The following is a 24,974-nucleotide window of genomic DNA, read 5'->3' on the forward strand; positions in this document are numbered from 1 at the left end:
AGAAGTGATTCCTCGCTAGTGTCCAGCCTCGGGTCGAATGCAACGCTTGCATGCATTTGATGATCATCCCTGCTCGCTGGAGCTATACATGGACTCGTTGAAAGAAACCCTCGAACTGTGCAGGCGCATCACCTCCGGCTACCGCCCTGCCCTGCGCAACAGCCCCGTCGCCGACTGCACCCGCCGCTTCGAACTGCTGCCCCTGCGCTACGCCGCCGTCGGCGGCAACCCGGCACAACGTGCCCGCCTGCCCAAATTGCCGGGCTATCTCAGCCCGTTCCAGGAGGTCGGCGAGCTGACCCACTCCAGCTACGCCATCCGCCCTTTGCGTGAGGGCTTTCTCTACCTGCTGATCAAGCGCCATAGCGCACCGGCCTACGAATGGCACAGCCAGTACCGCGTGGCGCCCAATGGCTCGCTGCTGTACATCAGCGCCGACGCACCGTGGGAGCCCGCCCCCCTCACTGGCAATCTGGATGACATCATCCGCAGCTTCGGCTGGACCATCACCCTCTACGACCTCGACGACATCCAGGAACTGCGTCCGCTTTTTAGCCCTTCCCCACTCACTCCGCGCCTGCTCGACAACTACCGCCTCCTCGAAGACGAATACCGCAATAGCCTGCCCGCCATCGATATCGCCCGCTTCATCCAGCCTTCCGACGCCCCGCCACAGCCCCACGTCCTCAAGCATGACCAACTGAACTGGGTGGCCGACTTCAAGGCACAAAACGATGCAGACCTGCAGGCACTGCTGGACCTGCAGCCGTTCAACAACGACCAGATCGTCTCGCCGCACGCATCACGCCAAGCGCTGGCACCGCTGGTGAACCACAGCAAACCCCGTGGCGCCGCCATCGTCATCGAAGACGCCATCGGGATCACCCAGGAGCTCAACGCCTGGCGCAACGCCGCTGTCGAGGATGTGAAGACCCAGTGGCTGGCGCGCACCGTGGAACCCGGGGTGGACAACGAACGCAAGCTGCTGGTCGCGCAGTCGTTCCTGGAAATCGAAAAACTCTATCCGCAGATGGTGGCCGAGCAGATCGTCAAGCGCGAAGTCATGGCCGAAAAAGTCCGCAACCAGCCCCACCTGCATCCCGAGATCTACTTGTTCTCCGAACGGGCCAATCAACAGGCCGATGCCCATGATGAACGCATGAAGCCCCACCTGGCGCAGTTCGAGCGCGAGGTCCGCAGCAAAGTCCAGGCCCGCCAGGATGCCGGCGAGTTCCGCAAGCGGTTCGACCAGAAATACGGCCACCTGGTCGACCGCCAGGCCATGCACGATCAGCTCGACGGTTTCGAGCAGGCCATGCAACACGCCCAGCAAGCCGCCGAGGACCGCGCCAAGGACCATACCCGCTGGGTGGTCAGCGAACGCTTGTTGCAGGCGCTGGACCGCTACGACAACGCCGACCTCATCAACGGCCTGGCCTTTGCCGAACAGACCGGCCAGTGCGTGATCGGTATGGAGTTGAGTGAAGGGGGTACGAAGGTGCTGGACCACTGGTGGCGCAGCGACGTGGCGGACCGGCGTAATCTGGCGATGCGCGGCATCAGCTACAACCAGGACGACATCCGGGAAGAGCTGGCGGCACTGATTGAGGCCGCCAAGGCCGAACCGCCCTCGGAATTCAACTACACGCTGGCCGAAGGCCTTGCCAAGCGAGCACATGCGGCAGCGAATGCCTTCGGGCGTATGAACGCGCTGTACGAGGAACTGCAGAAGCGGAACAACAGCGCCAGCATCGGCTTGTATGGATGGTTCGTCGCGCTTGGGCGACAGGTGCTGCGTAGCGGAGCCCCAAACAGTGCAGACCGAGCATTGCACCATGGACTGCGCCTGGCGTTGTTTGCTTCGGTACATGAAACAGCTGTCGACGTACGCCTGAGTGAAGCTGCACGTAGCGGGCAACCGGTTAATTCAATACGCAGTGGTGGCCAGATTGCGCGCTATCTGGATCAGGCGTGGGCTGAAGGCTTGATGCAGGCAGACAGTCAGAAGAGTGACTTCTATAAAGTGCGTGCCGCCGGTCTGGTCTGCCTGCTGGAAGGCATGCTGATGGCGTTCAAGGCGCGGGAGCTGCCCGACAGTGATGCGCGAGTGAAGACCGAACTCCTGGCAGCCGCGATGACCACGGCAGCGGCGGGCTTTGAAGTTGGCGCCAGCTATGTGGATCAGGTGGCAATCCGATATGGCGCGAAAAGTGTGACCGGCAGAGGGGCTGCGGCAACCTTGGGTAGGTTGAAGCTGTGGGGAGCTGCGTTAGCTGGTACGGGAGGATTCGTCTTGGCGTGGTGGGACTTCGCTGACGGAGCGGAAAACTTCAAAGCAGCAAGCGCTTCAACAAAATCATGGACATTGGCCGGAGCCTACCACACGCGCGCGATGGCAACATTGACGTTATCTATAGGCGAACTGGGAACTGCCATTGCCATAGCGAAGCCTTTTTTTGATTATCTATCCCATAACGCCAAGACTAAATTTGCAAGAATGTTGGCATCCTCTATGGGTGAGCTTGCAAAAAAATTAGGAACCCAAGCTGCGCGCCTTCTGCTCGCACGATTGGTAGTCGGAGCTTTCTGGATAGGGCTCATCCTGACGATCGCAATTTACCTCCTTGAAGATGATGCATTGGAAAAGTGGTGTAGGCGCTGCTGTTTCCGAATCAGAAAAACAGCTAAGCCTTGTGAAGAACATGAAGAATTAAAGGAGCTTCATTCCGCTTTCAGCGAGGTCTTATAGTGTATCTAATCGAATGGGGTTTCTGGCGGATGGCAATCGAGTCCGAAGCTGCGCGCAAGGCGTACGTAGCCGAAATGACGCCAGCAGAAAATCGCGCAATGCGTGACTTTTACGAAGGTGACCTAGAAGAGGAAGTCCATTTTCGGAAGGTAAGCGAAAACCCTCGTGCACGCGGCCCTGTTTATTCCTTCAATGAAAATTTCCTAGAGATGCGATGCGGTGGCTCGGAAGAGAAGCGCGGCATCATCACCTTAATGACCTTGGGCAGCTTGGGACCAATGACCTACTCATGGCTAAACATAACCCTTGGCTCAATCTATATAAATGCAACCCAGCCTGAGTTCCTTTCCGTATTTTCAGTTTTATTTAGCACTTACATGATCTTGCTAGGGGGTGCCGCCTATTATATATATGCAAAATATGGATTCAGACTTTCAAGGCTGGAAATGCTAACCAGCCGCCATCTGCTCATTCGATTCAATCGAAAAACTCAACAGGTCCACCTCCACCGCCCCGGCTACTGCGGCGGCATCGTAACCTTCCCATGGAAAACAACAGGAAGTACAGCCATCGACCCAGAAGATGACTCACTCAGCATGGGCATGCGACTCGGCCTGGTCTGGCACCCCAGCCGCACCGGCCTGCCCCACATGGAGATGGCCCTGCTGGGCAAACAAGGCCAAGGCGGCAGCGAACTGCGTGATGAGTGGGAATTCATCCGCCGTTACATGGAAGAAGGCCCACACGCCGTCCCCCGCCCCCGCCTGAGCACCCAGCTACCCTCACCCCTCCAGGCATTCAGCGCCCAGTTCGAAGGCCTTGGGCGTTTCTTCCGCAAAAGCAGCTGGCTGTTCAAAGTTGCGCTGCTGTTTGTCTGGCCCGCGTTCGTCATCATCGGCGCCGGCCACTGGCTCAGCCTGCTGCTGTGCTGGCGACCGCGCTGGCCGAAGGTCATCCGCGAGGCCGGCCTGCCCGGCAAGCCGGTCCCCCCCGTGACAACTCTGAGCGACTACCCACCCGCAATCCAGGCACGCCTGCTCGCCAACGCCGACCGCTGGCAGCTCAAGCCCGGCAAGCGGCCGGAGAAAAAGCCACGCAAACCGCGCACGCCCAGAAGGCCCAAGGAGATCAATTGATGCCATACATCATCCTTGCAGATGGAGCGTACCCATGGACTCTTTGAACCATCACTTCCTGCTACCGCCGAGGACCGCGCCAAGGACCATATCCGCTGGGTGGCCAGCGAACGGTTGTTGCAGGCACTGGACCGCTACGACAACGCCGACCTCATCAACGGCCTGGCCTTTGCCGAACAGACCGGCCAGTGCGTGATCGGCATGGAGTTGAGTGAAGGGGGCACGAAGGTGCTGGACCACTGGTGGCGCAGCGACGTGGCAGACCGGGGCAACCTGGCAATACGCGGCATCACCTACAACCAGGAGGACCTGCGGGAAGCACTGGCGGCGCTGCTGGAAGCCGCCAAGGCCGAACCGTCGTCAGCGTCATCCTTCGCCCTGCCGGAAGCACTTGCCCGGCAAGCCCATGCCGCTGCCAATGCCTTTGGGCGCATCAACACCCTGTACGAACAGATGCAGGCACAGAGCAGCACGGCCAGCATCGGCCTGTATGCCTGGTACGTCGCGCTGGGGCGGCAAGTGCTGCGCACCGCGACCCCCAACAGCATGGACCGCGCGTTGCACCAGGGTTTGCGGCTGACCTTGTTCGCTTCGGTGCATGAAGCGGCTGTCGATATTCGCCTGAGTGAAGCTGCACGTAGCGGGCAGCCCATTGACCCACAACGCAGTGCAGGCCAGGTATCAAGGTACCTCGACCAGGCCTGGGCTGAAGGGTTGATGCAGGCCCGTAACAGTGACTTCTACAAAGTGCGTGTCTCCGGGCTGGTGTGCCTGCTGGAAGGGATGCTGATGGCCTTCAAAGCGCGCGAACTGCCTGACAGTGATGCGCGGGTGAAGACCGAACTCCTGGCGGCCGCGATGACCACGGCAGCGGCGGGCTTCGAAGTTGGAGCCAGCTATGTGGACCAGGTGGTCGCGCGGTACGGCGCGAACAGTGTGACCGGACGAGGAGCAGCGGCCGCTTTAGGGCGTTTGAAACTATGGGGCGCCAGTTTAGCTGGCACCGGGGGTTCACTGCTGGCGTGGTGGGATTTCACTGATTCGGTTGAGCATTTCAAAAACAGCCAGAGTGGCGCTACCAAGCAGGTTCAAAAAAACTCCAGACTCTTGGCGGCTACTTATTTTGTAAGAGGGGTCGCTACAGTGACTCTCTCACTTGCTGAGTTAGGAACGGCCGTTGCGACTGCAAAACCTTTTTTCGACTACCTTTCTCAAAATACCAAGACCAAGCTCGTCAGGATGCTATCCACCTCCTTGGGAGCACTTGCAAAGAAGCTCGGCACGCAGGCTGCTCGGTTATTACTTGCGCGCCTCGTTCTTGGGGCGTTCTGGATTGGCCTGATCTTCACATTGATTATTTACATACTTGAAGACGATGCTTTGGAAAAGTGGTGCAAACGCAGCAGCTTCCGCCTTGCAAAAAACTCAAAACCGTTTGAAGAACAAGAAGAGCTGAAGGTCCTGCACTCCGCATTCAGCGAGGTATTGTGATGTATCTGATCGAATGGGGTTTTTGGCAAATGGCTACTGAATCCGAAGCCGCGCGAAAAACATATGAAGCAGAACTGACACCGAACGAAAAGCGTCAAGATTTATATGAGGGTGACCTGACTGAAGAAATGCACTTCCAATCCGTTAGTAAACAACCCTATGCAAGAGGACCTGTTTTCGCGTTCAGCGACACTATTTTAGAAATGCGCTGCGGAGGTTCAGAAGAGAAGCGTGGACTTATTACGCTCGCAACGCTCGGCGCTGTCGCCCCGGCCATTGCTGTGGGACTAATGATCACCACTGGATTTTTATGGATGGACATCACCGATCCGGATGGGCGTTCCGTAATCACTATTCTTTCAACACTTATAATGCTCTCAGTCAGCCCCACCTTAGTGTATCTTTATTCAAAGTATGGAATCCACTTAACCCGACTAGAAATGCTGACTAGCCGTCACTTGCTTATTCGCTTCAATCGAGCAACCCAACAAGTTCACCTACATCGACCGAAATACTGCGGTGGAATCGTAACTTTTCCATGGAATGCAACCGGAAGCACTGGCTTATATCCAGAAGATGACTCACTCAGCATGGGCACGCGACTCGGCCTGGTCTGGCACCCCAGCCGCACCGGCTTACCCCACATGGAAATGGCCCTGCTGGGCAAACAAGGCCAAGGCGGCAGCGAACTGCGTGATGAGTGGGAATTCATCCGCCGTTACATGGAAGAAGGCCCACACGCCGTCCCCCGCCCCCGCCTGAGCACCCAGCTACCCTCACCCGTCCAGGCATTCAGCGCCCAGTTCGAAGGCCTTGGACGTTTCTTCCGCAAAAGCAGCTGGCTGTTCAAAGTTGCGCTGCTGTTTGTCTGGCCCGCGTTCGTCATCATCGGCACCGGCCACTGGCTCAGCCTGCTGCTGTGCTGGCGACCACGCTGGCCGAAGGTCATCCGCGAGGCCGGCCTGCCCGGCAAGCCAGTCCCACCCGTGACAACCCTGGGCGACTACCCACCCGCAATCCAGGCACGCTTGCTCGCCAACGCCGACCGCTGGCAGCTCAAGCCCGGCAAACGGCCGGCGAAAAAACCACGCAAGCGCTCTGCACCTCAACAGGCCAACGAAAGTGACTGATCAAACTGCACCCGGCGCGCGGGTACATTTGCGACACCTTCACTTCATCGGCAGCCAGTTGCAGCACGATGCAAAGCCATCATCCCATGACCGCTTCCCGTAGTCCGCCCATGTAGTGCTCCAGGCGACTACGCAGCCAACGCTCGGCCGGGTCGCTGTCGGTGGTGCTCAACCAGACCATGGCCAGCTCCAGTGCAGCAGTCTCGAACGGCAGCGTCTCGGCCTGCAGGTTGCCCCAGCGTTCCATACCCTGTGCGGCATAGTCCGGGCAACAGGCCAGCAGGTCGGTACCGGCCAGAATCGCCGGCAGCGAACTGAACTGCGGCACCGACAACACCACCTTGCGTTCACGGCCGATGTCTTTCAACCAGTCATCGACCACACCCTGGGTGTTGGCGGTTGGCGAAACCTGGACATGCGGGCGTTGGCAAAACTCATCCAGTGAAAGCGGCGTGCTGGACTTGTCGGCCCGCACTACCCTGGCTTGCAGGGTGCGTAGCACCTTGCGTTTGGCATTGGCGGGCAGGCCCTTGGTCTGGCTGATACCCACCGTCACATCGCCCGCCGCCAGCAGGTCCGGAATGCGCCAATAGTCCACATGCTGCACGACCACCACCACGTTTGGCGCCTCCACCCGCAGCGCCCGCAACAGCGGCGGCAGCAGGCCCGACTCGACATCATCGGACAAGCCGATGCGGAAGGTCATCTTGCTGGTCAGCGGGTCGAAATCATGGGTCATGCTGAGGGCGACAGACATCGCATCCAAGGCTGGCGTGAGGTACTTGATCACCTCTTCGGCCCTGGCCGAGGGCTCCATGCGGTTGCCCACTCGAACCAGCAACGGGTCGTTGAACATCACACGCAACCTGGCCAGCGCGGCGCTGACCGTGGGCTGGGCGACGAACAGCTTCTCCGCGGCACGGGTGAGGTTGCGTTCCTGCATCAGCGCTTCGAACACCACCATCAGGTTGATATCGGCTTTGCGCAGTTCGTTGCGGTTCATGGGTGCTCCCGGGCCGTGCTTGTTGTTCGGGTTCAATTCCGGCATCGACATGCATCCTAGCCGAGTCGAAACCTGCACTGCACCTATGCGATCGCCATTGCCCCCTACTGCGCGACCGGGGTAATCTTCCGCGCTCTTCCCTTCCGGCCTCCCCTGCCGTGCACCGCCCAGGCGTTGACTCGCGAAGCGGTCATTCATGATGCCGACACTTGCATGGCCGCCGCTCACTGGCGCGCCCATCCGCCATCAATACACTCAGGATGACACCATGATCATTCGCCAAGGCATCGCTGCAGACTACCCGCAGCTGCTCGACATCTGGCTGCGCGCTGTTCGCGCGACGCACCACTTCCTGCAACCCTCCGACATCGACGCACTGTTGCCACAGCTGCGCGACGTGTACTTCCCGGCCGTCGAGCTGTGGGTTGCGGTAGACACCGATGACCAGCCACTGGGCTTTATCGGCTTCAATGAAAACCATGTGGAAATGCTTTTCGTCGACCCAGCGCACCACGGCCAGGGCATTGGCCGTGCACTGCTGGATTTCGGCCGCCAGTCACGCAGTGCGATGAGTGTCGATGTCAACGAGCAGAACCCACAGGCAACAGCGTTCTACCAGCGCTATGGCTTCGTTCAGACCGGCCGTTCACCGCTGGATGGCGAAGGTCGCCCGTTCCCTTTGCTGCACATGAGCTTGCCCACCCGGGCGTGAGCAGGAGGCACTCACCGCGATGGCCCGTAAAGCGAAGCCCCTACCGCCGTCCGACTGGGTCATCCGTAGTGCCCAACCGGGCGGTATCGAGCGTATCGAAGCCTGGTTCGGTAGCCACGGCTACGACCCGCATCGCCACGATACCTATTCGATCGGCCGCACGCTGGCCGGCGTGCAAAGCTTCCACTACAAGGGTTCGCTGCGCCACGGCATACCGGGCAACACGCTGGTGTTGCACCCGGACGAACTGCATGACGGCATGGCCGGCACCGACGCAGGCTTTCGCTACCGCATGGCCTACGTCGACCCGGCACTGATCCAGAACGTGCTGGGTGGTCAGCCTTTGCCCTTCATCGCTGGCGGGCTGTCCAGCGACCCTCGCCTGTACCACGCCAGCGAAGCGTTCGTGCAGGCAGTGGACCACGCGCTGGAGCCATTGGAAGAACAGGACGCCCTGTATGACCTGGCGATCGCCTTGCGGGCCGTCGGCGGCAAGCCGCGCGGGCGCAAGCGCCTGGATTACCAGGCAGCCGAACGCGCCCGGGCCTTCATCATGGAACACCTGCATGTGGGCATAACACTGGACATGCTGGAACAGGCCAGTGGCCGCGAACGCTGGAGCCTGTCGCGTGACTTTCGCACGCTGTACGGCACCAGCCCCTATCGCTTTGTCACCCTGCGCCGCCTCGACAGCTTTCGCCGAATGATCCTGGACGGCTTCACCTTGGTCGAGGCAGCCCTTGCCGCAGGCTTTCATGACCAGAGCCACATGACCCGGCACTTCACCCGCTGCTACGGCGTACCGCCCTTACGCTGGCTGGAGCGTTTGCGAGCGTCACGCTGAGAAACCGCAGTCGCCCGCGTATCCCGTGGGAGCAGGCGTGCAGGATCGTACAAGAACCGGACTCGCCCGGCGCGATAGGCTGACCACTCCACTTTCCGAGGAACTGTCATGCCTGAGTCCCGTCACCCACACCCCTCCCTGCCAGTGAACCTGGTCCACAAGGCAGCGCTTATCGAACAGCAATGGAGCCCCAGGGTCGTTGCCGAGATGAACGATTACCAGTTCAAGGTCGTGCGCATCGAAGGCGAATTCATCTGGCACGCGCACCCGGAGACCGACGAAGCATTCCTGGTGCTGGAAGGTACGCTGCGTATCGACCTGCCGGATGGCTGCGTGCATGTGAACCCTGGGGAACTTTATGTGGTGCCACGCGGCGTCGAGCACCGGACCGCCGCGCAAGGCGAAGCGAAACTGATGATGATCGAACCGCGGGGCATTCTGAATACCGGTCATGAAGGGGGGGATCGCACAGCACAGAGCGATGTCTGGATTTAACAACATTCACCACTTTCAAGCTGAGGTCTCTAACTTCACAGCAATAATTAACCATAAACAATCGCCTTATTGCGATTTGTAACCATGGCAATTCGCTCGCCGCCCACACTTCGCAACCCGGCACAGGTTCGCCTCGATATAATTGGATCCAATAACGAGGGTAACCTGCATGCAAGCACTGGAAATGGACTACGGACACGGCGATGAAGTGGCCAGCCACTGCCACGCCGAAGACCAGCTGATCTACGCCGCCAGCGGCGTGATGCGGGTCAGCAGCGAGGGCGGCAGCTGGGTGATCCCCGGCGGGCATGCCTTGTGGATGCCTGCGGGGGTCAGCCATGCCATCCGCATGGAGGGCGTGGTCTACCTGCGTACCTTGCTGCTCGATGCCCACATCGAACGCTGCCAGGTCATCGTCGTGTCCGGCCTGCTGCGCGAACTGATCCTGGCGGCGTCACGGGTGCTGAACCTGCGCGACGGCGCGCATGCTCGTGCGCTGATCCTGTACGAACTCGCCGCCGCCCGGCGCATCGATGCCTTTGTCCCTACGCCGCAGCACGCACGCCTGCGTGCCTGGTGCGAGCGCTTCCTGCAGGACCCGGCCCAGGACCTGACCCTGGAGCAATGCGGCGCACAACTGAACATGAGTGCCCGCAGTGTGGCCAGGCTGTTCCAGCGCGAGGTGGGCATGTCGTATGGCCAATGGCGCGCCCGTGCCCGGGTGATGCTCAGCCAGCAGTGCCTGGCCGATGGCAAGCCGATCCTGAACGTTGCGCTGGAGCACGGCTACCAGAGCGCCAGTGCATTTACTGCCATGTTCAAGCGCATCCTCGGCCATGCACCGAGTGATTGGCAAAACGGTACCGCGCGCGAGCACTGAGCCTCAGGTTGTCCCGCTTGCGCGCAGGGTTGTCCCGCTTGCGACAGCGACGCCCATGCAACCCTCGTTAACCTCGCATCACGACCTTTGAGCGACAATCGTGATGCCCTTACTGCACTCATTTCCAGGCCCTGCCCGGCTTGCCACAGCCCTCGGCATGCTCGCTGCACTCGCGGCGTGCGGCCACCAACCCACGCCTGCCGAACCACCTCCAGCGCTGCAGGCAGACCCGCTGGCGAACATGCCGGCCAGCGTCAGCAAACAGCCCCTGCCCGAACGCTGGTGGGCACTGTATCAAGACCCCCAACTCAACCGCTGGGTACAGCAAGCCCTGGCGCACAACCAAGGCCTGGCACAGGCCGAGGCCAACGTGCAGGCCATGCTGGCCGGCATCGGCGAGTTCGACGCCAGGCGCTGGCCGTCTACCGCGATGGGCGTTGCCGCTACCTATGGAAGAAGCGCCGATGACCAGACGCTGGCCGAGGCGACCGACAGCAACGCGCCGTCACAATGGCAATTCAACCCGGGCATCGAGCTGGCCTATCAGGTGGATATCTGGGGCCAGGTACGCGCCGCCATCCAACGTGCCCGGGTGCAAGCCGAAGCCAGCGCTGCGGCACTAGACCTGGTACGCCTGCAGGTAGTCGCCCAGACCACCCGCGCCTACATCGACCAGTGCACCTACGCGGCTCGCCTGGAGGCAGCGAAGCAGGCCTTGCAAACCCTCGACCACAGCGTGCAACTCAGCCAGCGTCAGCGCCAGGCCGGTGTGGCCACTGCCCTCGACAGCGAGCGCCTGTTGGGCTTGCGGGAGCAAGTGCGTGCGCAACTGCCGATGCTCTCAGCCCGGCGGCAGATGGCGCTTTACGAACTGAGCATGCTCAGTGGCCAGGCCTCGGTGGCCGAAGCCACGACCTGCGTAGCCATCCCCACGCTGTCGGCGCCGCTGCCGGCTGGCGATGGCTGGCATTTGCTCGAGCGCCGGCCAGATGTGCGCCAGGCCGAACGGGAACTGCAGGCGGCCACCCTGGAGACCGACATCGTGCGGGCCGACCTTTACCCAAAGGTCAGCTTCGGCGCTTCGTTGACGTCTTCGGACCATCACCTTGCCAACCTCGGCGACAGCCGCGCGGTGATGTTCGGCATTGGCCCGCTGATCCGCTGGGAATTTCCCAACCTGAAGGCCAACCGCGCACGGGTGAGCAAGGCCGAGGCATTGCAGCGGGCGCAGGTCGCCCGTTACCACGGCGTGGCGCTGAGCGCGCTGAAAGACGTGCGCCAGGCACTGGCCCGCTACGACGGCGAGCGACAACGGTTGCAGGCGCTGGAGGCAGCCCTGGCGCACAGCCAGCACAGCTTTGCCCTGGCCCAGGGTAACTACCGTGCCGGCACCGTGGACGGGCTGGCCCTGCTCGACAGCGAGCGCGAAATGATCAGCCTGCGGGCCAGCCACACAGAAGCCCGAGGGCGCCTGGCGCAAGCGCAGGTAAACCTGTTCCGCGCGCTGGGCGGGCGGTGGTAGCGAGACGCAAGACCAGCAGCGAGCACCGCCCACTGTAGGAGCGGGTTTACCCGCGAAGAATACACCGCGGTGGATAGCACGGGCGTCGCCCGTGTTCGCGGGCAAGCCCGCTCCCCCACCAATCGCGCCAGCTTTTAGAAATTGAGCAAGACAGTTGCTCCCACAACGGACAGCCAGCAGGCCCAATTCGAGAATGGAAACCAACCATGAATGTTGCCGTAGACAAACCCTCACCCGCCGAAACTGAACAGCGGCCGAGCGCTAAAACCCGTCGCCGCCTGGCAGTCATCGCCAGCGGCAGCCTGGCCACAATCACCCTGCTGGCCTTCACCTGCTACTGGTTCAGCACCGGCCGCTACCTGGAAACCACCGACGATGCCTACGTCCGCGCCGACTGGGTGGCCCTGAGCCCACGCGTGGCGGGCTACGTAGCCGAGGTCGAGGTGGCTGACGACCAGCCGGTGAAAGCCGGCGATGTGCTGGTGCGCCTGCAAAACCGCGACTACCGCGCCCGCCTCGACCAGGCCCGGGCTGGCGTGACCGAGGCACAGGCGGCACTGGCCGCCGCCCAGGCCAGCCAACAGGTGGCGACCGAGCGCATCGACCAGCAACAGCAAGCCATCCTGCAGGCCGAGGCCGTCGTGCGCAGCGCCAGCGCCGAACAGCGCCGCTGTGAACTGGATGTCCAACGCTACCGTGGCCTGGTGCGTGACGATGCAGCGACCATGCAGCGCCTGGAAACCGCCAGCGCCCATGCCAGCCAGGCACAAGCCGCACGGCAAGGTGCCCAGGCCGCGCTGCGCCAGCAACGCGCTCAACTGGCCATGGCCAAGGCCCGGTCAGCCCAGGCCGAGGCCGAGCTGCAACAACGGGCAGCGGCCCTGGCACGCGCCCTGGCCCACCAGCAGCTTGCCGAGCAAGACGAACAGGACACGGTGATCCGCGCGCCGATCACCGGCGTGGTCGGCCAACGCCGCGTACGCACCGGCCAGTACGTGGTGCCGGGCCAGCCGCTGCTGGCTGTGGTGCCCCTGCAACAAGCCTATGTGGTGGCCAACTACAAGGAAACCCAACTGGCCCGCATGCGCCCCGGGCAACCGGTAGAAATACATGTAGACAGCTTCGCCAGCCAGCCACTGCATGGCCATGTGGCCAGTTTCTCGCCAGCCTCGGGCAATGTCTTCGCCTTGCTGCCGTCGGACAATGCCACCGGCAATTTCACCAAGATCGTCCAGCGTTTCCCGGTGCGCATTTTGCTCGACAAACCGTTGGATGGCCCGCAGGTACTGCCCGGCATGTCGGTGGTCAGTACAGTCGACACACGCCCCGCAGAGGTTGCCGATGCGCACTGAGCAAACGGTCTCGCTGCGTGCCTGGGTAGCGGTGCTTGGCGGCCTGTTCGGCTGCTTCATGGCGGGTATGAACGTGCATGTCACCAGCGCCGCCCTGCCGGAAATCCGCGGCTCGCTGGGTGCCAGCTTCGAGGAAGGCTCATGGATTTCCACCGCCTACCTGGTGGCGGAAATCGTGATGATTCCGCTGACGGCCTGGTTGGTGGACGTGTTCTCGCTGCGCCGGGTCATGTGGACCGGCTCGCTCATCTTTCTGATCGCCTCGGTGGCCTGCTCATGGGCGCCCAACCTGGAGGCGATGATTGTAATCCGGGTGATCCAGGGGGCTGCGGGCGCGGTGCTGATTCCCCTGTCGTTCCAGCTGATCATCACCGAACTGCCGGCCAGCAAGATGGCCATGGGCATGGCGCTGTTCAGCCTGGCCAACAGCGTGGCGCAGGCCGCCGGGCCGTCGATTGGCGGCTGGCTGACCGATGCCTATTCGTGGCGCTGGATCTTCTATCTGCAACTTTTCCCCGGCATTGCACTGCTACTGGCCATCGCCTGGTCGATCGAAGCCAAGCCGATGAAGCTCGAACTGTTACGCAAAGGTGATTGGCTGGGTATCGCGGCCATGGTGATCGGCCTGGGCGGCTTGCAGATCGTGCTGGAAGAAGGCGGTCGGCTGGACTGGTTCGGCTCGCCGCTCATTGTCGGCATGAGCGTGGTCGCTGCCATTGCGTTGGTGGTGTTCGTGGTGACCCAGCTGTTCGGCCAGCGCGCGTTCATCAACCTGCGCTTGCTCGGGCACTACAACTTCGGCGTTGCCAGCGTGGCGATGTTCATCTTTGGCGCTGCCACGTTCGGCCTGGTGTTCCTGGTGCCCAACTACCTGTCGCAGTTGCAGGGGTTCAGCGCGCACGACGTGGGCGTGGCGCTGATCGCCTATGGCGTGGTGCAGTTGCTGCTGGCGCCGTTGATGCCCCGGCTGATGGGCTGGACCAGTGCCAAGTTCATGGTCGCCAGCGGCTTTTTGATCATGGCGCTGGGCTGCTGGCTGGGGGCTAGCCTGAGCGCCGACAGTGCCGACAACGTGATCATCCCGTCCACGGTGGTGCGCGGTATTGGCCAGCCTTTCATCATGGTTGCGTTATCGGTGCTGGCGGTGGCCGGGCTGGACAAGCGTGAAGCCGGCTCAGCCTCGGCGGTGTTCTCGATGTTGCGCAACCTGGGTGGCGCCATCGGTACGGCCGGGTTGACGCAACTGGTGGCGACCCGTGAACGCTTTCACAGTGAGCGCATTCACGAGCAGGTGACGCTGTTTGAGCCAAGCGTGCAGGCGCGTATCAACCAGACGGTGCAAAGCTGGCTGCCGCCTCAGCAGCAAATGCTGGAAGCGTTGGCGGCAACCATTCGACGAGAGGCTTACCTGATGGCCTACAGTGATGCGTTCTACCTGGCGTGCCTGGCATTGGTTGGGTGTGCCCTTGCAGCGTTGCTGCTGCGGGCCAGACAGCAGCATTGAAGGCAGTATCGACCTCTGTGGGCGACCGAAGCGTTCGGTATTCGGCCGCTGTTACACTGTCAACCGATGAAATTGGCGAACCCGAGCAAAGGTATGAACCCGACGCGCTACTCCACCGTGGCAAAGGACTTGATGCAAGCGATTGCCAGCGGCCGCTACCCAGTAGGCAGCCTGCTGCCGACCGAGTTCGAGCTGTGCGACCTTTACAATGTGAGCCGGCACACGGTGCGTGCCGCTATCGACCAGTTGCTCACCCAAGGGCTGGTGTCGCGCCGCAAGCGCGTGGGCACACGCGTGGAGGCCAGCAGCCCGCGCGGCGGCTATTCGCAGACGTTAGCCAGTGTGGCTGACCTGGCGCACCTGGCAGACACCCAGCAGCGGGAAATCCAGAACGTGCGCCACTTTGTCGCCGACCTGAGCGAGGCGGCGAGGCTGGGGCTGGTGCCGGGGGAGCATTACTTCTGCGTATCGAGCCTCCGCGTCGACAGGCAGCACCCTGCCGCGCCGCTGTGCTGGACCGACGTGTATGCGCCGCGCGACTACACCGCGGTCGTCGAACTGGCCCGCGAGCACCCCGACCAACTCATTGTCGGGTTGATCGAACAGCACTATGGCCGGGCAATCGCAGTGGTCGACCAGCGGGTGCGCGCGGTGTTGCTGACAGCGGAAATGGCCAGGGCGCTGAAGGCAGAGGCGGGCTCACCGGGGCTGAAGATCATCCGCCAATACCGCGAGGAAAATGGTGATTTGATGGCGGTCTCAGAGACCGTGCACCCGGATGACCGCTTTACCTTGGTCACCCAGATGCGCCGCGACCGCTCCCCCGCCTGAACCCGCTCGTACAGGGATGGTTCAACTTTCAGCTGATGAACAGGCCGTTGCGCCTAAAGCGCCCCCAGTTGCCTTTCAGCTTCGACCAACTGCCTCGCCCGCGCCGTGCTCACCCGGTGATCGCGTGCCAGCCAGGCGTAGATCGTCGGTAGCACGAACAAGGTGAACAAGGTCCCCACCAGCATCCCGCACACAATCACCACCCCCAACCCGAAACGGCTGTTGGCGCCGGCGCCGCTGGCGAACAGCAGTGGCAGCACGCCAAAAGTCATCGCCGCCGTGGTCATCAGCACTGGCCGCAAGCGTATTTGCGCCGCACGAACAATGGCGGCGGCACGATCGAGGTTGTCGCGCACCTGAATCTCGTTGGCGAACGCCACCATCAGGATGCCGTGCTTGCTGATCAGGCCGATCAGCGTCACCAGGCCAATCTGTGTGTAGATGTTCAGCGTGGCCCAGCCCAGCGCCAGCGGCAGCAGCGCACCGCAGATCGACAGCGGCACGGTCACCAGAATGATCAGGGGGTCGACCAGGCTTTCGTACTGCGCCGCCAGCACCAGATAGATCACCACCAGGGCGGCGAGAAATGCCCACATCAAGGCAAAGCCCTCCTGCACATACTGGCGCGATTCCGATTGCCAGTCGTGGCTGAAGCCCGGTGGCAGCTCGGCGGTGAGCTGTTCCAGAAATGCCACAGCGTTGCCCATCGATACACCCGGGGCCGGGATTGCCTGCAGGGTACTGGCGTTCTGCTGATCGAACTGCAACAGGCGGTTGGGTGCCACTTCGATATCCAGGCGCACCAACGTAGCCAGCGGCACCAGGCTGCCATCTTCGGCGCGCACATACTGGCGGCTCAGCGCCGCAGGCGTCAGGCGTTGGTCCTGGATACTCTGCGGGATCACGTCATAAGAGCGCCCGAACAGGGCGAAGCGGTTGAGGTACTGCTCGCCCACCAGCACCCCCAGCGACTCACCAATGGCCTGCATGCTGATGCCCAGGCTCGCCGCCTTGGCCCGGTCCACGCGTACCTTGACCACCGGGTTGTTGTAGTCGAGGTCGCTGTCCACCACGGCGAACAGGCGGCTGTCGCGGGCGCGTTGCTTGAGCACTTCCATGGTCTGGAACAGCTCGGGGTAATCCCGGGCGCTGCGCAGCACCATCTGCACCGGCAGGCCACCGCTGGAGCCCGGCAGTGACGCGACCTGGAAGGCGAAGATGCTGCTGCCCTCGATATCCGCAACGGCCTGCTGCAACTGCGCCTGCACCTGTGCGGCGGAACGCTCGCGCGCCTGCCAGGCGCTGAGGTTGGTGCCACCGAAACTGGCAGCCGGGCCGTCGGTGCCGTTGATGATCCAGGTGTCGGTGGTTTCGGCAATGGACTTCATCACCTGGTCGAGCTTCAGCGCAAAGCGTTCTGCGTATTCGAGGCTGGCATGCTGCGGCGACTTGATGGCGGTCAGCACCGCCGCCTGGTCCTCGGGTGGCGCCAGCTCGCGCTGGGGCAGCAGGTACAGCCAGGGCAGGCTCAGGCACACCAGCAACGCCACGCCGCCACTGATCCAGCGGTGTGCCAGTGTGTAGGCCAGCACCCGTCCATAGGCCCCGCTCAGCGTGCCAAACAACCGATCGGCGACAGTGGCCATGGCGCCAGGCTGCTGACCGGGCTGCAGCAACAGCGAGCTCATCACCGGCGACAAGGTCAGCGCCACAATGCCGGACACGATCACCGCCCCCGCCAGGGTCAAGGCAAACTCACGGAACAGCGTGCCGGTCAGCCCGCCCATCAAGCCAATGGGCGCATACACCGCCGCCAGGGTCAGGGTCATGGCGATCACCGGCCCGGCGATTTCCCGCGCCCCGGCCAATGCTGCCGCGACCGGCGACTTGCCCTCCTCGATATGCCGATGCACGTTTTCCACCACCACAATGGCATCGTCCACCACCAGGCCGATGGCCAGCACCATCGCCAGCAAGGTCAGCAGGTTGAGGCTGAAACCGAACATCAACATCAGGCCCGCGGCCCCCAGCATCGACAGCGGAATGGCCACCACCGCGATCAGCACGCTGCGCAGCGAACCCAGGCACAGCCAGATCACCAACACCACGATCAGCATCGCCTCCATCAAGGTGCGCAGCACTTCATGGATCGACGCATCGATGAAGCGTGCGGTTTCATAGGCCAGCGCCACGTTCACGCCAGGCGGCAAGGTCTGCTGGATCTGTGGCAGCAGCTGGCGAATACCCTCGACGATCACCAGAGGGTTGCCGCTGGGCGTGGGGAACAGCCCCAGGTGCACGGCAGGTTTGCCGTCCATGGTGGCACTGGTCTGCGTGGCCGCCGCACTCAGCTCGACGGTGCCGATATCGCGCAGGCGCACCAGGTCGGTGCCATCGTTGCGGATGATCAGCTCACGGAAGTCTTCGACCCGGGTCAGGTCGGTGTCCACCTGGATATCGGCCAGCACGTACTGCCCGCGCACCTGGCCCGGCGTTGCCTGGTAGTTGTTGGCACGTACCGCCTGCGCCACGTCCGCCGCCGTCACCCCGCGCCCGGCCATCTGCTCACTGTCCAGCCACAGGCGCATGGCCAGGCGCTGCCCGCCGAACGACTGCACCTTGGCCACGCCGTCGATACCGGAGAACTGCGGTTCCACCACCCGTGACAGGTAATCGCTCAGTTCCGGTATCGACAGGCTGTCGCTGGCAAACCCCACATAGGCCACGGCAGTGGAGTCACCTGCTGACAGTTCCACCACTGGGTCGTAGGCTTTTTCCGGCAGGCGATAGCGCACTTGGTTGACCTTGGCCATGGTTTCGGCCAGCGCCTGGGTCGAATCGCGGTTGAGCACCATGCGCAAGGTGATCAGGCTGCGCCCCTGCTGCGACGACGAGGACAGGTAGTCGATGCCTTCGACCGACGACACTGCCTGGGTGATCGGCTGCGTCACGAAACCCTGCATCAACTCGGCGGAGGCACCGGGGTACTCGGTGCTGATGGTAATGGTCGAGCTTTCCAGCAACGGGTACTGGCGGATCGGCAACTTGCCCATGGCAAACAGCCCCATCAGGATGATCAGGCTGCTGACCACCAGCGCCAGCACCGGGCGGCGCACGAAGACGTCGGTAAACCTCACGACTGCCGCCCTCCCTGGCTGGCCTGCAGGCTGTCCTGCGCCACTGGCTCGACCGGCATGCCATCACTCAGTTTCAGCTGGCCGGAAACCACCACACGGTCACCGGGCGTCAGGCCGGAGGTGATTTCCACCCGCCCCTGCCAGCGCTCACCGGTGGTTACCTGCACCCGGCTCACCCGGGTGCCATGCTGCGGGTCCTGGGTCGCGACAAACACCGTCTGCCCGTAGGCGGTGTAGGTGATCGCGGTTTCCGGCACGGCCAGCACGGTCGACGGCTGCGCAGCATCCAGCCGCACGCCGGCATACATACCCGGCTGCAACTGTCCTTGCGGGTTCGACAAGGCCGCCTGTACCTGCACAAGGCGTGCTGTGCTGACCACCGGGTCGACCGCCACCACCCGCGCCTGGAAGTCTTGCCCACGCACCGCATCCACCGTCAGTGCCAGCACTTGCCCGGCGTGCACTTCGGGGGCGGCCTGCTCGCCCAAGGCGAAGTTCACATGCAACTGGCTGATGTCGGCCAGGCTGACGATGGTCTCGCCAGCGCCCAGGTACTGGCCCTGATGCACACGGCGGATGCCGAGCTTGCCGGCGAACGGAGCACGAATGGCCTTCTGCGCGATCAGCGCCTCGACATGCTGCAGCTCACCACGGGCCACGTCCACGGCCGTGGCGGCGTTGTCCAGCAGCTCTTGCGACACGGCATTCATCGCGCGCAGTTTGCGGCTGCGCTGCAGCACCACGTCAGCGTTACGCAACCTGGCCTGCAACTGCACGCGAAGGGCCTGCTCGGGCGCGTCGTTGAGCTGCACCAACAACTGCCCGGCCGCGACTGTCTGCCCCGACTCGAAGGCGATGCGGGTAATACGCCCTGGCATCTCGGCCGCCACCTGCACCTGGTTGACCGCCTCCAACTCCCCCGAAGCAAAGCGCTGCCGCGCCAGTTGCACCTGCTCGGCCGTGGCCAGCGCCACCTTGGTCGCCGGCCACACCGCCGCAGCGGGTGGCGCCGAGCCGCTTCCCACCAGCGCATAGGCAGCGGCCAGCGCACCGGCAACAGCGCCGGCCCAGGCCAGTAACGTCCGTTTGTTCATGCACAGCTCCGATCACAGGGAAAGCGGTTGCAGGGAAGATCGGGCAGGACTATAAAAGCTCAACTTTACTTGAGGTCAACAGGCATGGCAGCGGACAACACACGGATGCTCACAGTGGGTGAAGTGGCCAAGCGCAGCGGCGTGGCGGTATCTGCGCTGCACTTCTACGAAACCAAGGGGCTGATCGCCAGCGTCCGCACGGCAGGCAACCAGCGCCGCTATCCCTCGCTGGTGCTGCGTACCCTGGCGATCATCAAGGTAGCCCAGCGCACGGGTATTGCGCTGGAGGAAATCAAACAGGCCTTCAGCCGTTATGCCCCCAACAGCAAGCTCACGGCCGCGCAATGGGGCGAGATGTCCACGGCCTGGCGCGAAGACCTGAATGCCCGCATTCGCACACTGGAAGCACTGCGCGACAGCCTCGACAACTGTATTGGTTGCGGTTGCCTGTCGCTGGAAGACTGCCCGCTGCGCAACCCCGAGGATGTGCTGGGCAAGGAAGGGACCGGGGCACGAATCCTCGAAAAGAAGGCCCGCTAGCCTCGCGCGCTCATGCCAGGTGCGCCCCTTTGCCGGCGCGCATGACCTGCAGGTGACAAACAGTTGCTTTGAACCATTGCGGCGATTCACCGCCCTAACCCTGTGCTGTTAACCCAAAGCCGCTCACAGGAAGGACTAAGCCATCATGAAACGCGAACAGATCGAAGGTGTAGCAGAGGACCTGGCTGGCAAGGCGCAAAGCGCCGTAGGTCGCCTGGTCGAAGACCCGGCACTGGAAGCCGAAGGCGATGCGCGTCAGGCCGCAGGCCAGTTGACCAAGTCCTACGGCGACACCCTGGACACGGTGTCCTCGTTCGTCAAGGAAAAGCCCTTCGCCGCACTGGCCATCACCGCCGCCGTCACACTGGTGGTCTCTCGCCTGCTGCGCCGCTGAACCACGGCGCCTCAGGCGGTTCAGGGCCGGATATCTTGTCCGGCCTGCGCCATCACCAGATGGCGATATCGTAGGTCAGGTAAAGGCGATTGCTGTCTCGGCCGCGGGCGAAATCTGATCGATACACATAGTTTCGCAGCTTTACGCCCAGCCCTTTCAGCGGCCCGCCCTGCACCACGTAGGCAATCTCGGCGTCACGCTCCCATTCTTTGATGCCCTCGCCACCTGAACGGCCATTGTCGCCACTCAGGTAGCGCGTCATGAAGGTCAGCCCCGGCACCCCGGCGGCAGCGAAGTTGTAGGCGTAGCTGGCCATCCAGGTCTTCTCTTCCTCTTCGATGAACTTGCCGATGCCGACGTTGCTGAACGAATAGACCGTTGCCCCACTGATATACGGCAGCCCCGCTTCACCATCGAGCACTTGGTAACCTGCGCCGACGGTATGCCCGGAGTGGGCGTACGACAGTTGGCCGCTGAACAGGTCGTTGTCGATGCCACCGCCATACGCCGTACCGCTGTCGCGGCTTTTGAAGTAACGCAGGTCGGTGGTCAGCACGCCGCCGCCCAGCGGCAGGTCGTGCACCAGCCCGGCGAAGTCCTGGCGGTAGAAATGCTCGAGCTCGCCATGGAAATAACTCAGGCGCAGTTGCTTGCTGACGGCATAGTCAGCACCGGCGAAGCTGAAGTCGCCAGACGCTGGGCCGCCATACCCGTCCAGGTACAACCCGGTACTATTGGATGAGTCGCGCTGTTTGAAGCGGTCCAGGTGGCCAGCGGTAAGGGTGAGGTTGTCGATGTCGGTGCTGGTCAGCTGGGTTCCCTGGTAAGTCTGCGGCAGCAGGCGTGCATCGTTGTACACCAGTACCGGTGTCTTGGGCAGCAAGGTGCCATGCTTGGCCACGGTGCTGCCCAGGCGGGCTTTGGCCGTGATACCGGCGCTGGCGAATTCGTCGGCCGCGCGGCCATCGTCACGCACTGGCAGCAACCCGGTGCCGCTGCGCCCACGGCCGGAGTCGAGCTTGACGCCGACCAGGCCCAAGGCGTCGAGACCCAGGCCGAGGGTGCCTTGGGTGAAGCCGGACTGGTAATCGAGCAGAAAGCCTTGAGCCCACTCCACCCGTTCGCTTTTGGCTGTGGCGGCGGCGCGGGCGCTCATACCCTGCTCGTCACGGAAATTCTCGTTGAAATACACGTTGCGCAACTGCAGCTTGAGCTTGCTGTCATCGACAAAACCGGAAGCGCCGGCAACAGGCAGCCAGCCGCACAGCAGGCCACAGGTGGCCCCACGGAACACAGCTCGGGACATGATCGGTACTCTATTGTTGTTTTAGGGATGAGCAGGCGTTGCGCCTGGCAGCACCAGAAGCGTTCAGACGAAGAAGGACAAGGCGCCCGTCAGCAGTGCCAGCGCCGTGATCACCAGCGAGGTGAGCACCGCCCATTTCACAGTGGCTTTCTGGAAGTCGCCGATGTCGCGATCGACCATGCCCACCAGCAGCAGGGTCGAGGCTACCAATGGGCTCATCAGATGCACCGGCTGCCCCAGCACCGAAGCGCGGGCGATCTCTACAGGGTCGATGCCGTACGCGGCCGCGGCATTGGCCAGGATCGGCACAACGCCGAAGTAGTACGCGTCGTTGGACAGCACGAAGGTCAGCGGCATGCTGGTCAGCGCCACCACCAGCGGGAACCAGTGGCTCCACGCATCCGGAATCCAGTCCACCAGCGTCTGGGCCAATGCATCGACCATCTTGGTACCCGAGAAAATACCGGCAAAGATGCCTGCGGCGAACACCAGCAGCACCACGGTCATGGCGTTGCCCGAATGGGCGAGGATGCGTTCTTTCTGCACATTCAGCTGCGGGTAGTTGATCATCAGTGCGGCGACGAAACCGATCATGAACAGGATGGCCGCGTGCATCAGCCCCAGCACCAGCGCGGTCATCACGGCGATCACCAGCACCAGGTTCACATAGGCAAGGCGCGGGCGCTTGTGCGGGCTGTCGCCAAGGATTTCCTTGATGTAGCAGTTGCCCCCTCCGGACTCCAGGGCAACATTGCCGATACGCCGGCGCTCGGCACGGCCCAGCAGGTAGGCGGTGAACACGACCCACGCCGCCCCACCGATGACGGTGGGCAACATCGGAATGAAGTAGTCGGTCGCATCCAGTCCGAGCGCGGCAATGGCACGGGTGGCGGGACCACCCCACGGGCTCATGCCGCTCATGATGCTCAATGACAGCATCGATACGGTCGCCAGGATCATCGGGTTCATGCCGATGCGCTTGTACAGCGGCAGCATGGCAGCGCAGGTAATCATGTAAGTCGTGGTGCCATCACCGTCCAGCGCCACCAGCAGCGACAGCAGGGCGGTGCCGATGGCGATCTTGATCGGGTCGCCATTCACCCGCTTGAGAATCTTGCGGATCAGCGGGTCGAACAGGCCGGCGTCGATCATCAGGCCGAAGAACAGGATGGCGAACAGCAGCAGCGCGGCAGACGGTGCGACCATTTTCAGCCCATCGAGCATCATCTTGCCCAGGTCTGGCGCAAAACCGCCAATAAGGGCGAAAACAATCGGCACGATGGTCAGCGTGACGATCGGGGACAGACGTTTACTCATGATCAGGTAGGTGAAGGTCACCACCATGATCAGGCCCAGAAGTGCGAGCATGGTTTGTTCTCTTGTTTTTATTGTCTATGTGGCCACCTGCAGCGCAGACGGCCCCCTGCCCCCCACCCGGCAACGCCTGGTGGGGGCCTGTGAAAAGCTTGAGGGTGTCGGGGCTCAGCCGCGGCGGTGTGGTTCGGCGACCCAGTCGGCTGTTTCAGCAACGGGGCTGACCACCGGCTCGCCGTTCAGGCGGCTGTGCAACGTCTGGCGGTCACAGGCGTTTTCCGACAACGAAACCACCACCGTCGCCACTGCGTTGCTGGCAAGACTCGTCAGCGCACGGGCTTCCGACATGAAGCGGTCGACCCCGATCAACAGGGCCAGGCCGGCCAGGGGTATGTCGTGGATCACGGTAAGGGTCGAGGCCAAGGCCACGAAACCGCTGCCGGTGACACCTGCCGCGCCCTTGGAGGACAGCAGCATGATCGCCAGCATGGTGACCACCTGGCCCAGGCTCAGGTCGATGTTGCAGGCCTGCGCGATGAACACGGCTGCCAACGACAGATAGATGGCAGTACCGTCCAGGTTGAACGAGTAGCCAGTGGGCAGCACCAGGCCAACCACGCCTTTCTTGCACCCAAGCTTCTCGAGTTTCTCGAGCATTCGCGGCAGCACAGGCTCGGTTGAAGAAGTACCCAGCACAACCAGGAACTCTTCGCGGAAATAGCGCAGCAACTTCCACAGGCTGAAGCCATGGGCCCGGCAGATGCCACCGAGCACCACCAGCACGAAGAACGCGCAGGCGATGTACAACGTCCCCACCAGCTTGGCCAGCGCGCCAAGGGACGTAATGCCGTACTGGCCCACGGTGAATGCCAGTGCGCCGAAAGCGCCGACCGGGGCAAAGCGCATCAGGTAGCCGAAGATGCGGAACACCATGGTCGAGGCCGACTCCAGCACGTCCAGTACCGGCTTGCCCTTTTCGCCCATCGACGAGAGGGCGAAACCGCTGAGTACGGCGATGAACAGGACCGGCAAGACCTCACCCTTGTTGAAGGCACCGATGAAGGTGTCCGGGATGATGTGCATGAAAAAGTCCACCACACTCAGCTTGGCGGCCGACGCGGTGTACTGGCTGAGGCCCGCTGTGCTCAAGGTAGCAGGATCGATGTTCATGCCGGCACCTGGCTTGAACAGGTAAACCGCCGCCAGTCCGATCACCAGGCTGACCACCGTCAGGCCCAGGAACAGCAGCAGGGTCTTGCTCATCAAGCGCCCCAGGGAACGCTTGTCGGTCATGCCGGCGATGCCGGTGACGATGGTGCAGAACACCACCGGCGCGATCATCATCTTGATCAGCTTGATGAACGCATCACCCAGCGGCTTGAGGGCCACGGCCTGTTGCGCCCAGAAGTGTCCGACCACCACGCCCAGCAGGACGGCGCAGAGAATCTGGAAATACAGCGATTTGGCGAGTCTCATGGCATCACCCATTGTTGAAATTGTGCGGATGCGCTTGTTACGAATGTGCAGGTCTGGATCGGTG

Annotated in this window: 19 protein-coding genes and 1 pseudogene; 14 read left to right on the forward strand and 6 right to left on the reverse strand. The window is 62.5% G+C overall.

Features of this window, described 5'->3' with window-relative positions; genetic code table 11:
- The first annotated feature begins 88 nt into the window (after positions 1-88).
- The 4 genes and pseudogenes from KW568_RS20640 to KW568_RS20655 all read left to right on the forward strand — a co-directional run bounded on the left by KW568_RS20640 (position 89) and on the right by KW568_RS20655 (position 6,506).
- Positions 89-2,749, forward strand: a complete 2,661-nt coding sequence (locus tag KW568_RS20640) for a T6SS effector BTH_I2691 family protein (protein ID WP_259536661.1) — start codon at positions 89-91, stop codon at positions 2,747-2,749.
- Entirely contained in the window at positions 2,749-3,885 is a 1,137-nt protein-coding gene (locus KW568_RS20645; RefSeq protein ID WP_212627993.1) for a DUF6708 domain-containing protein, read from the forward strand. Before KW568_RS20640 ends, KW568_RS20645 begins: the two co-directional genes overlap by 1 nt.
- 66 nt (positions 3,886-3,951) lie before the next feature.
- A pseudogene (locus KW568_RS20650) lies at positions 3,952-5,376 on the forward strand (T6SS effector BTH_I2691 family protein); the annotation flags it as partial.
- Positions 5,376-6,506 carry a DUF6708 domain-containing protein gene (locus KW568_RS20655; RefSeq protein ID WP_082423816.1) on the forward strand — a complete coding sequence of 377 codons (1,131 nt, stop codon included), beginning with the start codon at positions 5,376-5,378 and terminating at the stop codon, positions 6,504-6,506. The pseudogene KW568_RS20650 and the gene KW568_RS20655, both read left to right, overlap by 1 nt.
- Positions 6,507-6,585: 79 nt before the next feature.
- Here KW568_RS20655 and KW568_RS20660 read toward each other — a convergent pair whose 3' ends face one another.
- Positions 6,586-7,509: a LysR family transcriptional regulator gene (locus KW568_RS20660; RefSeq protein ID WP_167398643.1), complete on the reverse strand. Its 924-nt coding sequence runs from the start codon at positions 7,507-7,509 to the stop codon at positions 6,586-6,588.
- Positions 7,510-7,777: 268 nt separating this feature from the next.
- Between KW568_RS20660 and KW568_RS20665 the strand changes: the two genes are divergently transcribed.
- The 8 genes from KW568_RS20665 to KW568_RS20700 all read left to right on the forward strand — a co-directional run bounded on the left by KW568_RS20665 (position 7,778) and on the right by KW568_RS20700 (position 15,649).
- Positions 7,778-8,221, forward strand: a complete 444-nt coding sequence (locus tag KW568_RS20665; RefSeq protein ID WP_004577450.1) for an acetyltransferase — start codon at positions 7,778-7,780, stop codon at positions 8,219-8,221.
- Positions 8,222-8,240: 19 nt separating this feature from the next.
- Positions 8,241-9,065, forward strand: coding sequence for an AraC family transcriptional regulator (locus tag KW568_RS20670; RefSeq protein ID WP_004577449.1), 825 nt, complete (start codon positions 8,241-8,243; stop codon positions 9,063-9,065).
- A 108-nt stretch (positions 9,066-9,173) separates the two neighbouring features.
- Positions 9,174-9,560: a cupin domain-containing protein gene (locus tag KW568_RS20675; RefSeq protein WP_003247285.1), complete on the forward strand. Its 387-nt coding sequence runs from the start codon at positions 9,174-9,176 to the stop codon at positions 9,558-9,560.
- Between the two features lie 169 nt (positions 9,561-9,729).
- Positions 9,730-10,440, forward strand: a complete 711-nt coding sequence (locus KW568_RS20680) for a helix-turn-helix transcriptional regulator (protein ID WP_003247284.1) — start codon at positions 9,730-9,732, stop codon at positions 10,438-10,440.
- A 103-nt stretch (positions 10,441-10,543) separates the two neighbouring features.
- Positions 10,544-11,962 (forward strand): efflux transporter outer membrane subunit, encoded by a 1,419-nt coding sequence (locus KW568_RS20685; protein WP_080635007.1) that lies wholly within the window; start codon positions 10,544-10,546, stop codon positions 11,960-11,962.
- A 206-nt stretch (positions 11,963-12,168) separates the two neighbouring features.
- Complete coding sequence (locus KW568_RS20690) at positions 12,169-13,314, forward strand: HlyD family secretion protein (RefSeq protein ID WP_004577447.1); 1,146 nt, start codon at positions 12,169-12,171, stop codon at positions 13,312-13,314.
- Entirely contained in the window at positions 13,304-14,818 is a 1,515-nt protein-coding gene (locus tag KW568_RS20695; protein WP_004577446.1) for a DHA2 family efflux MFS transporter permease subunit, read from the forward strand. The genes KW568_RS20690 and KW568_RS20695 overlap by 11 nt, the downstream gene beginning before the upstream one ends.
- Positions 14,819-14,911: 93 nt before the next feature.
- A complete protein-coding gene (locus tag KW568_RS20700) occupies positions 14,912-15,649 on the forward strand; it encodes a GntR family transcriptional regulator (protein ID WP_004577445.1) in 738 nt (245 codons plus the stop codon).
- Between the two features lie 53 nt (positions 15,650-15,702).
- Here KW568_RS20700 and KW568_RS20705 read toward each other — a convergent pair whose 3' ends face one another.
- Both KW568_RS20705 and KW568_RS20710 read right to left on the reverse strand, forming a co-directional pair.
- A complete protein-coding gene (locus KW568_RS20705; RefSeq protein ID WP_004577444.1) occupies positions 15,703-18,786 on the reverse strand; it encodes a MexW/MexI family multidrug efflux RND transporter permease subunit in 3,084 nt (1,027 codons plus the stop codon).
- The gene (locus KW568_RS20710; protein WP_003247277.1) at positions 18,783-19,880 is read right to left on the reverse strand and encodes an efflux RND transporter periplasmic adaptor subunit; all 1,098 of its coding nucleotides are present in this window, start codon (positions 19,878-19,880) and stop codon (positions 18,783-18,785) included. Before KW568_RS20710 ends, KW568_RS20705 begins: the two co-directional genes overlap by 4 nt.
- An 84-nt stretch (positions 19,881-19,964) precedes the next feature.
- Between KW568_RS20710 and soxR the strand changes: the two genes are divergently transcribed.
- Together soxR and KW568_RS20720 are read left to right on the forward strand one after the other, a co-directional pair.
- A complete protein-coding gene (gene soxR / locus KW568_RS20715) occupies positions 19,965-20,420 on the forward strand; it encodes a redox-sensitive transcriptional activator SoxR (protein ID WP_004577443.1) in 456 nt (151 codons plus the stop codon).
- 145 nt (positions 20,421-20,565) lie between these two features.
- Entirely contained in the window at positions 20,566-20,814 is a 249-nt protein-coding gene (locus KW568_RS20720; RefSeq protein WP_004577442.1) for a CsbD family protein, read from the forward strand.
- 52 nt (positions 20,815-20,866) lie between these two features.
- Here the strand turns inward: KW568_RS20720 and KW568_RS20725 are convergent, their stop codons facing one another.
- The 3 genes from KW568_RS20725 to KW568_RS20735 all read right to left on the reverse strand — a co-directional run bounded on the left by KW568_RS20725 (position 20,867) and on the right by KW568_RS20735 (position 24,910).
- On the reverse strand, positions 20,867-22,120 hold the full coding sequence (locus tag KW568_RS20725) for an OprD family porin (protein WP_004577441.1): 1,254 nt from the start codon (positions 22,118-22,120) through the stop codon (positions 20,867-20,869).
- 63 nt (positions 22,121-22,183) lie between these two features.
- A complete protein-coding gene (locus tag KW568_RS20730; protein ID WP_259536663.1) occupies positions 22,184-23,488 on the reverse strand; it encodes a CitMHS family transporter in 1,305 nt (434 codons plus the stop codon).
- Between the two features lie 114 nt (positions 23,489-23,602).
- Positions 23,603-24,910 (reverse strand): dicarboxylate/amino acid:cation symporter, encoded by a 1,308-nt coding sequence (locus KW568_RS20735; protein WP_004577439.1) that lies wholly within the window; start codon positions 24,908-24,910, stop codon positions 23,603-23,605.
- Positions 24,911-24,974 lie beyond the last annotated feature (64 nt).

The organism is Pseudomonas sp. HD6515, assembly GCF_024971855.1.
Lineage (GTDB): Bacteria > Pseudomonadota > Gammaproteobacteria > Pseudomonadales > Pseudomonadaceae > Aquipseudomonas > Aquipseudomonas alloputida.